The organism is Cupriavidus yeoncheonensis, from assembly GCF_905397275.1.
In the GTDB taxonomy this organism is placed as follows: domain Bacteria; phylum Pseudomonadota; class Gammaproteobacteria; order Burkholderiales; family Burkholderiaceae; genus Cupriavidus; species Cupriavidus yeoncheonensis.
The window spans coordinates 367,568-380,000 of sequence record NZ_CAJPUY010000003.1; the positions used below are offsets into that span (position 1 = coordinate 367,568).

Annotated in this window: 13 protein-coding genes; 2 read left to right on the top strand and 11 right to left on the bottom strand. The window is 66.3% G+C overall.

Annotated elements, in window-relative coordinates; all coding sequences use genetic code 11:
• Positions 1-12: 12 nt before the first annotated feature.
• The 6 genes from paaC to KHO22_RS06150 all read right to left on the bottom strand — a co-directional run bounded on the left by paaC (position 13) and on the right by KHO22_RS06150 (position 5,438).
• Positions 13-855 (bottom strand): 1,2-phenylacetyl-CoA epoxidase subunit PaaC, encoded by an 843-nt coding sequence (paaC, locus tag KHO22_RS06125; RefSeq protein WP_211946209.1) that lies wholly within the window; start codon positions 853-855, stop codon positions 13-15.
• 12 nt (positions 856-867) lie between these two features.
• Positions 868-1,155 carry a 1,2-phenylacetyl-CoA epoxidase subunit PaaB gene (gene paaB / locus KHO22_RS06130; RefSeq protein WP_211946210.1) on the bottom strand — a complete coding sequence of 96 codons (288 nt, stop codon included), beginning with the start codon at positions 1,153-1,155 and terminating at the stop codon, positions 868-870.
• A 22-nt stretch (positions 1,156-1,177) separates the two neighbouring features.
• Positions 1,178-2,191, bottom strand: a complete 1,014-nt coding sequence (gene paaA / locus KHO22_RS06135) for a 1,2-phenylacetyl-CoA epoxidase subunit PaaA (RefSeq protein ID WP_211946211.1) — start codon at positions 2,189-2,191, stop codon at positions 1,178-1,180.
• A 189-nt stretch (positions 2,192-2,380) separates the two neighbouring features.
• Complete coding sequence (locus tag KHO22_RS06140; protein ID WP_211946212.1) at positions 2,381-3,151, bottom strand: enoyl-CoA hydratase/isomerase family protein; 771 nt, start codon at positions 3,149-3,151, stop codon at positions 2,381-2,383.
• A 14-nt stretch (positions 3,152-3,165) separates the two neighbouring features.
• Positions 3,166-4,404 carry a CaiB/BaiF CoA transferase family protein gene (locus KHO22_RS06145; RefSeq protein ID WP_211946213.1) on the bottom strand — a complete coding sequence of 413 codons (1,239 nt, stop codon included), beginning with the start codon at positions 4,402-4,404 and terminating at the stop codon, positions 3,166-3,168.
• Positions 4,405-4,463: 59 nt separating this feature from the next.
• Entirely contained in the window at positions 4,464-5,438 is a 975-nt protein-coding gene (locus KHO22_RS06150) for a Bug family tripartite tricarboxylate transporter substrate binding protein (RefSeq protein ID WP_211946214.1), read from the bottom strand.
• 168 nt (positions 5,439-5,606) lie between these two features.
• Between KHO22_RS06150 and KHO22_RS06155 the strand changes: the two genes are divergently transcribed.
• On the top strand, positions 5,607-6,575 hold the full coding sequence (locus KHO22_RS06155; RefSeq protein WP_230426748.1) for a LysR family transcriptional regulator: 969 nt from the start codon (positions 5,607-5,609) through the stop codon (positions 6,573-6,575).
• A gap of 161 nt (positions 6,576-6,736) precedes the next feature.
• Here the strand turns inward: KHO22_RS06155 and KHO22_RS06160 are convergent, their stop codons facing one another.
• On the bottom strand, positions 6,737-7,387 hold the full coding sequence (locus KHO22_RS06160) for a Vgb family protein (RefSeq protein ID WP_211946215.1): 651 nt from the start codon (positions 7,385-7,387) through the stop codon (positions 6,737-6,739).
• 37 nt (positions 7,388-7,424) lie between these two features.
• Entirely contained in the window at positions 7,425-8,648 is a 1,224-nt protein-coding gene (locus KHO22_RS06165) for a helix-turn-helix domain-containing protein (protein ID WP_211946216.1), read from the bottom strand.
• Between the two features lie 164 nt (positions 8,649-8,812).
• Here KHO22_RS06165 and KHO22_RS06170 point away from each other — a divergent pair, with 164 nt between their 5' ends.
• A complete protein-coding gene (locus KHO22_RS06170; protein ID WP_211946242.1) occupies positions 8,813-9,283 on the top strand; it encodes a universal stress protein in 471 nt (156 codons plus the stop codon).
• Between the two features lie 20 nt (positions 9,284-9,303).
• Here the strand turns inward: KHO22_RS06170 and KHO22_RS06175 are convergent, their stop codons facing one another.
• The 3 genes from KHO22_RS06175 to KHO22_RS06185 form a co-directional block, all read right to left on the bottom strand.
• Positions 9,304-9,582, bottom strand: a complete 279-nt coding sequence (locus KHO22_RS06175) for a DUF1488 family protein (protein WP_011299329.1) — start codon at positions 9,580-9,582, stop codon at positions 9,304-9,306.
• A 501-nt stretch (positions 9,583-10,083) separates the two neighbouring features.
• Positions 10,084-11,328 carry a nucleoside recognition domain-containing protein gene (locus KHO22_RS06180; RefSeq protein WP_211946217.1) on the bottom strand — a complete coding sequence of 415 codons (1,245 nt, stop codon included), beginning with the start codon at positions 11,326-11,328 and terminating at the stop codon, positions 10,084-10,086.
• 103 nt (positions 11,329-11,431) lie between these two features.
• Positions 11,432-11,818, bottom strand: coding sequence for a DUF488 domain-containing protein (locus KHO22_RS06185; RefSeq protein ID WP_211946218.1), 387 nt, complete (start codon positions 11,816-11,818; stop codon positions 11,432-11,434).
• Positions 11,819-12,433 lie beyond the last annotated feature (615 nt).

Consider the following 12,433-nt stretch of genomic DNA (forward strand, 5'->3'; position numbering starts at 1 on the left):
CGCTCGCGCGTGCTACCACTGCGCGCCGGGATGGGCGCGCGCCAGGCTCTGCATCTCGGCAAGCAGGTAGCTCATATGCTCGGAATGCAGGCCGTGCTTGCCGGTGGACACGAAGGTGCTCGGCACCGGCTTGTCGAGCGTGGCGGCTTCGAGAGTCTCGTCGACCGTGGCCTCCCATGCGTCGCGCAGGTCCGATGTGGGAACCGCCACGCCCTGCGCGGCAGCGAGCTGTTCCACCTCATCGCCGGCAAAGCACTCGTTCATGTACGGCATCAGGTGGTCGAGCGCGCGCTGCATGCGCCGGTGCGAGGCCTCGGTGCCGTCGCCAAGGCGCACCATCCAGCCGGCGGCGTAGTGCAGGTGATAGCGCGCTTCCTTGACCGACTTGGCCGCGATGGCGGCCAGCCCGGCGTCGGTGCTGGCCTGCAGCACGTTCCACAGTTCGACCATCAGCGCGCTGTAGAGGAAATTGCGCGTGATGGTGACGGCGTAGTCGCGGTCACTGCTCGCGGTGCCGGCCAGCGGGCCGCTGTGCGGCAACTCGGCCAGCGTCCAGTTGCCGAACTCGCGCTCGCCGCGCCAGTACGCGTAGTCGTCCTCGTGGCGCGGCCGGCCGGTCAGCGCGCCTTCGAGTTCGCCGGCGTGGGCGTAGAGCAGCCGGGACTGGCCGATCAGGTCCAGACTGATATTGGCCAGCGCGATGTCTTCTTCGAGCACCGGGCCGTGGCCGCACCACTCGGCATTGCGCTGGCCCAGGATCAGCGCATTGTCGGCGAGCCGCAGCACATAGCGCAGCGCCGCGGTGCGCTCGGCCGGCAGGTGCGACAGCGCGATGTCGGGCGTCGGGGTCGTCATGGTGCGTGGCCCTTACATATGGTTGACTTCGTCCGGCAACTGGTAGAAGGTCGGGTGCCGGTAGATCTTGTCGGCCATCGGGTCGAACAGTTCGGCCTTTTCCTCGGGGGCGCTGGCGGTAATGGCGCTGGACGGGACCACCCAGATCGACACGCCTTCCTGGCGGCGCGTATAGACATCGCGCGCCATATGCAGCGCCTGCTGAGCATCTGCCGCATGCAGGCTGCCGCAATGCTTGTGCTCCAGGCCCTGCTTGCTGCGTACGAACACTTCCCACAGCGGCCATTCGTTCCGGGTCATGCTGGTCTCCTTGTCCTTTGCCTCAGGCGGCCTGGCGCTGCGCCTCGCGCGCGGCCAGCTTGGCGGCGTGGGCCAGCGCGGCTTCGCGCACCCAGGCGCCATCGTCATGAGCCTTCGCGCGCGTAGCGAGGCGCTCGCGGTTGCAGGGGCCGTCGCCGTTGATCACGCGCCAGAACTCGTCCCAGTCCAGCGGGCTGTAGTCGTAGTGGCCGCGCCCATCGTTCCATTGCAGGCCCGGATCGGGCAGCGTGACGCCCAGCACCTTGGCCTGCTCGACCGTCGCATCGACGAATTTCTGGCGCAGGTCGTCGTTCGAGATGCGCTTGATGCCCCAGGCCATGGTCTGGGTGCTGTTGGTGGAGGCAGCGTCGGGCGGGCCGAACATCATCAGCACCGGGAACCACCAGCGGTTGACGGCGTCCTGCACCATTTCACGCTGGGCGTCGGTGCCGCGCATCATCGCCAGCAGCGCATCGAAGCCCTGGCGCTGGTGGAACGACTCTTCCTTGCAGATGCGGATCATCGCGCGCGCGTACGGCCCGTACGAGCACCGGCACAGCGGAATCTGGTTCATGATCGCCGCGCCGTCGACGAGCCAGCCGATGACACCGACGTCGGCCCAGGTCAGCGTCGGGTAATTGAAGATCGACGAATACTTGGCCCGGCCGGTGTGCAGCGCATCGATCATGTCGTCGCGCGAGGCGTTCAGCGTTTCCGCGGCGGAATAGAGGTAAAGGCCATGTCCGCCCTCATCCTGCACCTTGGCCAGCAGGATGGCCTTGCGCTTGAGCGACGGCGCGCGGCTGATCCAGTTGCCTTCGGGCAGCATGCCGACGATTTCGGAGTGCGCGTGCTGGGAGATCTGCCGGACCAGCGTCTTGCGGTACGCCTGCGGCATCCAGTCCTGCGGCTCGATCTTGCTGTCGGCGGCCATGCGCGCATCGAACGCCGCCTGGCGGCCTGCGTCATCCAGGCCCGGCTCGGACGGGGTGACCGTGGCAGGGTTGCCGGGCAAGTCCAGACTCTGCGTGTACATAGGAGCCTCCTTTGGCGGCGGCTGTCCCGGCTCTTGCGGCCGGCTTTGCGCCAGTGGTTCGGCCCCATTATATATAAGCCGACCGGTCGGTCAATTTAACCGGGCGACGCACCGCCTGACTGTCCAAAGAGGCACACGGCCGGAAGACTCTTGATCCGGCAGGTTCAGGTTTCCTCCATCGTTTGCTAGTCAGCTTTGCCAGTACGGCCTGCGCCTCTCCACGAATGCGGAAATCCCCTCCCGGGCGTCCTCGGTCGCAAAGACATTGCCAAACGATTCCACGGCCGTGGCGATGCCGCGCCGGTAGTCGCCGTCATTGGCACGGTGGAACGCGGTGCGCCCCATCCGCATCACCACCGGCGATTTCTCGCACAGCGTCTGCGCCAGCGCACGCGCTTCGCGCATGACGTCTTCTTCCGGGACGACGCGGCTGACCAGCCCGAGCGACATGGCTTCGGCTGCGCCAAACGAGCGGCCCGTGAACAGCAGGTCGAACGCGCGATGGCGGCCGATGATGCGTGGCAGATGCGTGAAGTGAATGGCCGGCGTCACGCCGACGTCGATCTCCGGATAGCCGAAGGTCGCGGAGTCGGCGGCGACGATCATGTCGCAGTGAATCGCCAGCGTCATGCCGCCGCCGCGCGCGGTCCCGCCCACGGCGGCAATGGATGGCTTGCCGAGGTTGAACTGTGCTTCGTGCAGGCCGTTGTAGAGCTTGTCGACAAGCTGGTACGCGCGCGATGGCGTCGCGCCGTGCAGCGCATCGAGCTGAAGCCCGGCGCAAAAGCGCCGCGGCACGGCGCTGCCGAGGATGACGGCGCGTACGGAATCGTTGTGTGCCGCACGGCGCAAAGCGTCGAGCAGCGCATCGATCATGCCTTCGTTCAAGGCATTGACCGGGGGGCTGTCCAGCAGGATCTCGGCGACGCGGTCGCGGACTTCATAGGTAACGGTGGACATATTGGCTCCTGGTGTCATGCCGCGACGCGCTGGTGCGTCGACGCGGTGTCGGATTCAGCACAAGCGGCCGTCGCAACCACGCCGCTTGCCTTGAGCGCGGCGATGGCTTCGTCGTCGTAGCCGGCCTGGCGCAGGACCTCCTCGGTATGCTCGCCGAGCAGCGGCGGAGCGCGATGCGCGGCGCGGTTCTCGCCCCGGAAGCGGACGGGCAGGCCCATGTTGCGGACCGTTCCCAGCACCGGGTGCTCCGACTCGACGACCAGTCCGCGCGCAGCCAGCTGCGGATGCCCCAGTGCCTGATCGAGCGTATGAATCGGGGCGCAGGCGACACCGGCGTTGCGCAGCGCCTCGAGCCAGAACGCGACCGGCTCGGTCACAATGCGTGCCCGGACCAGCGCGACGGTCTCGTCGAAGTGCGCGACGCGATCGGCATTGGTCGCGAAGCGCGGATCATCGACATAGGCCTGCAGCCCGGCAACGGGGCAGAAGCGCCGCCACTGCGCGTCATTGCCGATGCCGATCATGACCGGGCCGTCAGCGGCCTCGAACACCTGGTACGGCGCCATGGCCGGATGCGCGGTCCCCATCGGGCGCGGCGGCTTGCCGCTGCACCAGTAGTTCTGCGCCAGGTAGCCCATGAAGCCCATCGCCGTGTCCAGCAGCGAGACCTCCAGCTGCATGCCGCGCCCGGTCTTCTGCCGCTCGATGAGCGCTGCCAGGATGCCGCTGAACGCATGCATGCCGGTGCCGAGGTCGACAGGGGAAAAACTCGCACGGGCGTGCCTGCCACCGGGTTCTCCCATCGTGCTGATCATGCCGCTGAACGCCTGCAGCATGACGTCGTAGCCGGGCTCCTGTCCGAGCGGGCCGGTCCGCCCGTAGCCGGAGATCTCGCAGTAGATCAGTGCGGGGTTCAGGGCCGACAGCGTTTCGTAGTCCACGCCAAGCCGCGCGGCGGCGCCGCTGCCGAATCCTTGCAGCACGATGTCGGACCTTGCCGCCAGCGTCTGCACGATCTTCCGGCCTTCCGCCGTCTTCAGGTCGACCGCGAGACTGCGCTTGTTGTGGTTGACCGCCAGGAAGGTGGCGGACTGGCCGCGATCCTGCGGCAGCCATGCGCGCGTGTCGTCGCCATGCCCGACCGGCTCGACCTTGATGACTTCGGCGCCCAGTTCGCCGAGATACTGGCCGCACAGCGGGCCAGCCAGCACCTTGCTCAGATCGAGCACCCGAATTCCCTGCAATGCAATCATGTGTCTGTCCGTTCGAAATCCATATGCGGCCCGGGGTACCAGGGCCGGAGCCACGCGTCCTATTCAGGCTTGATGTCGATCGATCGCGCCAGCGCCGTCCAGCGGGCAGCATCGCGGTTGACGAAGTCCTGCACTTCGGCCGGTGCAAGGTGGAAGGGCTCCGCGCCTCGCGCGATCAGCGCCTTGCCATAGGCCGTATTGCGCGCGGACTCGGAGACGGCCTCGCGCAGCAATCCGACAAGCGCGGCCGGCGTCCGGGCCGAGACCTGCAGCGAGAGCCAGAACTTGAGGCCCACCGCCGGATATCCCGCTTCGGCCAGCGTCGGCACATCGGGGAGCAGCGGTGATCGCGCCGCCGAGGTAATGGCCAGCGCCTTGAGCTTGCCGCCCTGCACCTGGCCAATGCAGGTGGTCATGCTGTCGAACAGGAAGTCGACATTGCCGGCCATCACATCGCTGCTGGCCGGCGCGCTGCCCTTGTACGGGACGGTGACCGCCGTGAACTTGGCGGCCTTGAGCAGCAGCGCGCCATAGATGTGCGGCGAGCTGCCGGCGCCGTAGGTCGCGTAGCTGAGGTTGTCTGGCTTCTGCCTGCCAAGCCGGACCAGGTCGGCCAGGCTGCCGACACCGAGCCTGGTCGGGTGTACCACCAGCACGTTCGGCACGGTCGCGACCACGCCCAGGGCCAGCAGGTCGCGCTGCGGCTGGAAGCGCAGGTCGGGGAACATCAGCGGGTTGACGGCGTGCATGCCGACCGTGTTCAGCAGGATGGTGTAGCCATCCGGGCTGGCATCGAGCACGCTCTGTGTCCCCAGATTGCCGCCGGCCCCGGGCTTGTTCTCGACGACGACGGTCTGCCCGAGCTTCTGCGACAAGGGCACGGCGATCTGCCGCGCGACGAAGTCGCCGGGGCCGCCGGCGGCGAACGGCACCACCAGCCGGAGCGGCCGCGTGGGCCATTGGTTTGCCAGCAGTGGCCGCGCGAACAGCGCGGCGCCGGCACCTGCGAGAAAGTTGCGGCGACCGATTCCCATGTCGTCTCCAGTGAAGGTCTGCGCCGGCCGCGTGCGTTGCGCGGGGCAGGTGTCACTATCAGGGCCGCCCGGCTATATGTCCAAGACATCTTCAGGATGCCGGGTATCATGATTCGTTATAGCCCGAGGCCGGGCACCCGTGGGCCAGGGAGACAGTGGGAGACAGCAATGGGAATACCGGTGGACATGCGCGGGTTGCGCAGTTTTCTTGCCGTGGCCGCGGCGGGGTCGATCTCGCGCGCAGCGGAAACGCTGCATATCGCCCAGCCCGCCTTGAGCCTGCAGATCCGGCAACTCGAGGAGACGCTGGGCGTGGACTTGTTCCTGCGCAGCCACAAGGGTGTGTCCATCACGGCGGCGGGCCAGCGCTTCGAGCAGCACGCCAGGGACATCCTGAAGCGGGTCGACCTGGCCTGCGAAGACGTGCGCGACCTCGTCACGGACCCGGAGGGACGCGTTGCCATCGGCCTGCCGCAGTCCATGGCCAAGATCCTGACCGTGCCGCTCGTGCGGGAGACCATCCGGCGCTGGCCCAAGGTGCGGCTGCAGGTGATCGAGCTGAGCACGGGGTACATACCGAACCATCTGCTGACCGGCCATATCGATATCGGCCTCACCTTCCAGGCGAACGCCGACCCCGGACTGCTGTTCGACCATCTGGTCGACGAAGATCTCGTGCTCGTGGCCGAGCCCGGCAGGTTTGGTGGCGCGAGGCGACGCGATGCCCTGCCAGCAAGATCCGTTCGCCTGGGTGACCTGAGTCGCTATCCGATGATCCTGCCCGCTGGCGAGCATGGCCTGCGAGCGCTGATCGACAGCCACTTGCGTGCGCATGAGATCGACCTGCATGTACTGGCGGAGGTGAATGCCATCCCCGAGCTGATCGCACTGGCCGCGGCCGGCGTCGGCTGCACCGTGCTCTCGTATGCGTCGGTCTGCACGGAACTGCGCAAGGGGCTGCTGTCAGCCGCGCGCATCGCCGAGCCCGCCATGTCGCGGCCGGTGTTCCTGTGCCGCTCGGCCACCATGCCGCTGTCTGTGGCGGCGTCGGCGGTGCATGAGTTGCTGGGGGAGATCGTCAGCGCCCAGATTGCCGACGGGAGCTGGCCCGCGCGGGTGGGTCCGGCGCGGCGGTGATGAAGCGCGGAGCTTCTTTGGCGCCTTGAAACTGCGGGAAGGCAATCTTCACAATGCAAGTAAAGCCGGGGCGGGCGTACCCGCCATCTCCGGCTCGCGCGGCTGGCATCCGGTCACCTGCCGCGGCTGGCGCGTATGCAGCTCAGCTCCAGGCAGGCGGCTCAGGTCTGCGACGCACCCTTCCTTGGGCGACGCACCGCTCTCAGCTTTCCGCTGCTGCCGCCGCCGCAGTAGAACAGGTCCCCGCCATCGGACTCGAGCCCCGATACGCTGATACCCGTGGGCATTTCCAGTCGTTCCAGGACTTCACCGGAGCGCGGATCGACGCGCCGCAGGTCGCTTGCTTCGTCCTCCCACGTGCCATGCCACAGCTCGCCGTCGACCCACGTGACGCCGGTCACGAAGCGGCTCGACTCGATGGTGCGAAGCACTTTGCCGGTCTCGGGGTCGACCTGGTGGATCTTCCGGTCGCGATACTGCCCTACCCAGAGTGATCCTTCGGCCCAGGCCAGGCCGGAGTCGCCACCGCCGCCTGGCGCGGGAATGGTGGCAAGCACGCGGCCGGTCTGCGGATCGATCTTCTGGATGCGGCTCTCGGAGATCTGAAACAAGTACCGGCCGTCGAAGGCGGTTCCCGCATGCGCGGGTAACTCGATGGCGCGCACCGTCTGCCCGCTCGCCGGGTCGAGCGCGTTGAGCTTGTCTCCGGAGGCAAACCATACCTGGTGCCCGTCGTAGGTGACGCCATGCACGGCGTCCACGCCCGGGAACGGGCCGTATTCACGAATGATTTCCGCTGCTGATCGCTTCATGTTCCTGTCCTCGTCACTGGTTGTTGTGCGTTTCATGCTAGCCGCCTGGCAGCGGCGCAGGGAGTAACAAGGTCGTCGCGAATCCGGGTATGGGGGGCGTCATCCAGCGACGCGCGCGGCCATGTCCGACCGGCTGCACCTTGCCCGCTGCCGCCAGTGCGTCGAGGGCGCGCTGCATGGTGCGCTGGCTGGCACCGAGCGCAAGCGCCAGGGCTGAACTCGACCACGACTCGCCGTCGGCCAGGCAGGCAAGCACCATGGCGTAAGCATCTTCGACGGGCAGTGCCAGCACGGCGACTTCGTTTGCACCGCGCGGCGTCAGTGCGAATCCGCGCCCGCTCGCCGTTATGTCGGCCAGCGGCCCGAGCGCCGCACGCAGCCGGCCGATTTCGACGCGCAGCCGGGCACGATGCGAGGCATCGGAGAATTTCGTGCGGAACGCACGCGCGATCAGCGCGTCGCGTGGCACATCGTCCGGCCAGGCTTCGCCGAGCATGCGTGCGAGCGCGAACAACACTGGACGCCGGGCGAGCGCGACCATGCTGTCGGCTTTGCGCACGACGAGACGACACGCGTCGACGACCAGCATTCCCGAGGCCAACAGCGCTTCCACCTCATCGAGCCGGAGCAGCCGCTCGCTGCCGCGCGCGATCAGGCGGGCCGCGGGCGTATCGAGGACGCGAGAGGTCGTTTCCACCTCGGCCATCAAGGCAGGAATGCCGGCTTGACGCGCCGCCTCGGCGGCCCGGCCGAGAGCCGCGCGGGCCGCTGTCGTCCGCAGGCGCCGGATCGCGATGCCGGCGGCGACAAGTTCGTGCGCGGCCCGAAGGGCGGGCGGCAGGGGCGTGGTGAGATCCAGTCCGGCAAGCCTGTGCTCGGCCTCATCCAGATGGCCGGTCAGCAGCAGGCGCCGGACCTGCAGATAGTGGGCATGCGCCGCGTTGGCGTGGTCGCCGTGCGCCTGGAGCGTGGCGCGTGCCGCTTCGAGTGTCCTGACGGGCCAGCCCAGCTCGCGAGAGACGAGGGCGATCTCGGCCTCGGCGACGATGCAACGCGCGCCTGCCACCACCTCTTTCGGGCCGAACGCGCGTGCGGCGGCGCGCAACAGTGCCTTGGCGCGGACGAAGTCGCCAAGCTGCGCCATGGCGATCCCGCGGAGGGCCAGCGCCGGTGCGTCGTCGCGCAGGGCGACGCGGTTCAGCGCGCCGAGCGGGTCACCCGCCGCCAGCGCTCGTGCGGCGGCCGTGATCAGCGAGTCCATCCGGAGTCCGCCACGCTTCTCGCTCCCATCGTTGGAGGCCGGCGCCTAATCTAGCACGCGGCTGCCTGCCGGGCTCGCCACGTGCCGCCGGCGGCATGTGTAGTATGGGGAAAGGCGGCCGGCGGCCGCCAATCCCCTTTTTCCCATCTACGGAGGTAATGAAGATGAGCGGCGCGGCGTACAACAAGATCGTGGTAGCGGTGGACGGCAGCAGCACGTCTGGCCTGGCCCTGGAGGAGGCGGTCAAGGTTGCCGGCCCCCGCGGCGCGACGGTGCTCGCGCTTTACGTCGTGGATAGCGCGACGCCGCTCTTCGATGCTGGCTTCTACGATCCGAGCCAGGTGCAGAAGGCGTTTGTAGAGAGCGGGCAGCGTGCGCTCGAGGATGCGGCCAGGCACCTGGCTGCCGCCAGCGTGAAGCACGAAACCCGGCTGGTGAGCGAGGCCCCGGTGCCGGGCGACATCGGCGCGTCCATCAATGAAGCGGCCCGCCAGTGGGGGGCCGACCTGCTCGTGATTGGCACGCACGGACGGCGCGGCGTGCGCCGCCTGGTGCTGGGCAGCGTGGCCGAGGCAGTGATCCGGCAATCCACCATGCCGGTGCTGCTGGTGCGAGGCGAGAGCGCCGCGGACTGACTACCGAGCCCGACGGGCCGTCAGCCTGCGAAGCGGAAATGTCCGCTGCGCAGCACGATCTCGCGGGCCTCGGTCAGTTCAAACAGGCTTTCCGCCAGTTGCTCGATGCGCTGGCGGTTGCTGGTGAAGGCCGCCAGCAGGTCCTCTTCGCGCGGCGAGCGCGCGCCAAAGTGCGCTTCGAGCGCTTCGGCGGTGACGGAATACTGGGTTGGGCTGCCGTTGACCGTGGCCGGGCAGGACAGCCTCAGGCTGGCCGCGCAGTAGGTCGGATTGGCGCGAGGAAACGAGACAGCGGACATGGCGTACCCCTCGTGCGGTCGACGAACGAATGACAACATTCTAGGACATTGTTTGCCGCGGTAAAGGCCGGTAAATGGTCGCCGCGTCGGGTTGGACAACGGTGGAACGTTTGCTTCGATCACCTACGGCAGTGCTTGTTGCGGCGCAGCAAATCAGAGAATCGATGCCACGCCGGCAACCATCTTGAGCACTGTTGCATCATCGCGGGGCATAGCGCCAGGTTCGGTGTGAACTCTGTTTGCCGCCATGAGTTGCGGCGCAAAGCCAATGACTGCGGGGTCTTTGCCAAAATTCGGGCAAAAAAAACCCGCGCAGTGTTCTGCGCGGGTTGGAATCCACCGAGGTGGTGGAGGAGACAGACTTCACTATACACGCCTTGCTGCGTCGCACCAAGCGGCTACCCAGGAATGTTCTGCTTCTGACACATTACTGTTGTGTCGTTACAACGGACGTAGGTTGATTTCCTTGTCCCACATCGCATCAGGCGCTTTCTAAAAGACCTATCGAAACAGATAAGCGGCGCCGACAGCGCAGAAAAGGCCAGCGACATCGGCAACGAGCGCGCAACCGAGGGCCTGGCGTGTATCACGTACATTGACACTGCCGAAATAGACGGCCAGGACATAGAACGTGGTCTCGGTCGATCCCTGGATAATGGCCGCAAGCCGGCCCTGGAAGGAATCCACGCCGTAGGTGGTCATCACGTCCACCATCAGCCCGCGGGCGCCGGCGCCGGACAGGATCTTCATCAGTCCGACGGGAAGCGCGGGTACGAACTCCGTGTTCATGCCCAGCGAGACGAAGCCGGCGGTCAGTCCGTGCATCAGAATGTCCATGCAGCCGGTAGCGCGGAATAGCCCGATTGCCACCAGGATCGCAACAAGATAGGGAATGATCTGCACGGCGACGCCGAAGCCTTCTTTGGCGCCGTCGATAAAGGCCTCATAGACGTTGATGCGACGTATGGCCCCACACACGAGGAAAACGGTGATCAGCGAAAGAATGAAGCCGCTGCCCGCCAGGGCCGTGAGCTGGCTTACGTGATCCGGCGACGCATGGCGAAGCCAGACCAGAAGCCCGCCCAAGCCTAGCGCGGCCAGGGCAAAGGCCGCCAGCACTGCCGGCCGGAACAGGTTCAGCCGCTGGACCCACGCCACCGCCAGCAGACCCGCCACGAACGAACCGCCCGTCGCGAGCAGTGTTGGAAGGAAGATATCCGCCGCATTGAATCCGACCAGCCCCTGCTTGATCGCAATGGCCTGCCGCATGGCAATGACCGAAGTCGGGATCAGCGTCAGGCCCGCGGTGTTAAGAACGATGAACATGACCTGGGCGTCGGTGGCCACCTCGGGGCGCGGATTCAGTGTCTGGAGTTCGCGCATCGCGTTGAGACCCAGTGGCGTCGCAGCGTTGTCCAGCCCGAGCAGGTTGGCCGAGATGTTCATCATCATCGCGCCCTGGGCCGGGTGGCCCTGCGGCACACCGGGAAAGAAGTGGCGCAGCAGCGGGTTGACCAGCCTCGCAAAGGCGTCCACTACGCCGGCTCGCTCGCCGATGCGCATGATGCCCAGCCAGAGACTCATCACGCCGGCCAGTCCCAGCGAAATCTCGAACGCCGTACGGGCGCTGTCGAACAGGCTGGCCAGCATCGACGGAAACACGGCTAGGTCGCCATTGGCAAGCCGTATGCACGCCGCCAGGAAGGCAGTCAGAAAGAAACCGAGCCAGACGAAGTTCAGGACCATCGGAAGTCAGGGCGAAGAAAGGTTGTCCGGGTCCGGTTTGCAGCCCGGGCCCGGACAGGCTTCGCATGATAGCCGCCGGCTGTTGCGGGCGGCAGGTTCTTCGTCAGGCGATCAGCGCGCCACGTTCGGCGAGCAGTTCGCGAAGTACCGAGCGGTGACAGTGCGCCTCATCTTCGCAGTAGCAGCCGACGGAGAAATTCGCCTTGTGCGACAGCGCTGCCAGCAGGTCCAGCGTATGGCTGGCATCGGGCGTGGCCATCTCCTTGCGGAAATGCCTGACGAAGGCGCGCCAGGTCTTGTCGTCCTCGGCGGCAAGGGCTTGGGCTACCAGCTCGGGTGAGGGTGACAGGACGGGATACCAGACGTCGTAGTAATCGCGGCTGGCAAATTCCGACTTGGGGACGCCTCGGGGCGGTCGTCGGACAGTGCCAATGCGAAGACCTTCATCCGCGGCGCGTGGGGAACCCAGTCGTACGATCCGGATGGTCATGGAAGTTTCCGCTCGGGAGGTAGCGAGGTGCCGAAGTCTGTGATCATGGATCATCGAGTCGTGTATGACAAACATCCGAACGCCGGCCAATGGCGGGCGTCCATCCAGAGCTTCTCTATATATAAATGCCCGGGATTTGGAACGGCCGCTGGAACGGTTGGCGATAGAGGGTCTTCAGCGCAAAGATTCATGAGGCTTATGAGCAACTTTCCGGTCTTCCCGAATTATTTCGCCAAAGCGCTTGCCAGGCCCTGCACGCTGCCGTACTATTCGCCCCCTCGCAACACAACGCGGCGCTGCAAGGCAGGGCTGGCAAGGGTTGCGGGGTTGACCGGGTGGTTCGGTGGCGCGAAGTTGGCGCGGCGGACCGAAGCAAAAAAGATTGCTAACCTGGTTGACGAAACGAAGAAAGTTCTGCATAATCTCGTTTCTCTGCTGCTGACGCAGCGACGCAAACGGCAAAGCCGGTGCGGGTCCGAAAGGGCGGGTTCTTTAACAACCAAACAACCGATAAGTGTGGGCGCTGGGTAGCGGACGCACGAGGCCTTCGGGCTTCGGAGCTTCAAAAGTTATACAGTGCTCGCACAGTAAAACGTGACTGGATTTTCGGATCTG

Coding starts and splice junctions, on each gene's coding strand:
- paaC (WP_211946209.1), bottom strand. CDS start 855: ATGACGACCCCGACGCCCGACATCGCGCTGTCGCACCTGCCGGCCGAG.
- paaB (WP_211946210.1), bottom strand. CDS start 1,155: ATGACCCGGAACGAATGGCCGCTGTGGGAAGTGTTCGTACGCAGCAAG.
- paaA (WP_211946211.1), bottom strand. CDS start 2,191: ATGTACACGCAGAGTCTGGACTTGCCCGGCAACCCTGCCACGGTCACC.
- KHO22_RS06140 (WP_211946212.1), bottom strand. CDS start 3,151: ATGTCCACCGTTACCTATGAAGTCCGCGACCGCGTCGCCGAGATCCTG.
- KHO22_RS06145 (WP_211946213.1), bottom strand. CDS start 4,404: ATGATTGCATTGCAGGGAATTCGGGTGCTCGATCTGAGCAAGGTGCTG.
- KHO22_RS06150 (WP_211946214.1), bottom strand. CDS start 5,438: ATGGGAATCGGTCGCCGCAACTTTCTCGCAGGTGCCGGCGCCGCGCTG.
- KHO22_RS06155 (WP_230426748.1), top strand. CDS start 5,607: ATGGGAATACCGGTGGACATGCGCGGGTTGCGCAGTTTTCTTGCCGTG.
- KHO22_RS06160 (WP_211946215.1), bottom strand. CDS start 7,387: ATGAAGCGATCAGCAGCGGAAATCATTCGTGAATACGGCCCGTTCCCG.
- KHO22_RS06165 (WP_211946216.1), bottom strand. CDS start 8,648: ATGGACTCGCTGATCACGGCCGCCGCACGAGCGCTGGCGGCGGGTGAC.
- KHO22_RS06170 (WP_211946242.1), top strand. CDS start 8,813: ATGAGCGGCGCGGCGTACAACAAGATCGTGGTAGCGGTGGACGGCAGC.
- KHO22_RS06175 (WP_011299329.1), bottom strand. CDS start 9,582: ATGTCCGCTGTCTCGTTTCCTCGCGCCAATCCGACCTACTGCGCGGCC.
- KHO22_RS06180 (WP_211946217.1), bottom strand. CDS start 11,328: ATGGTCCTGAACTTCGTCTGGCTCGGTTTCTTTCTGACTGCCTTCCTG.
- KHO22_RS06185 (WP_211946218.1), bottom strand. CDS start 11,818: ATGACCATCCGGATCGTACGACTGGGTTCCCCACGCGCCGCGGATGAA.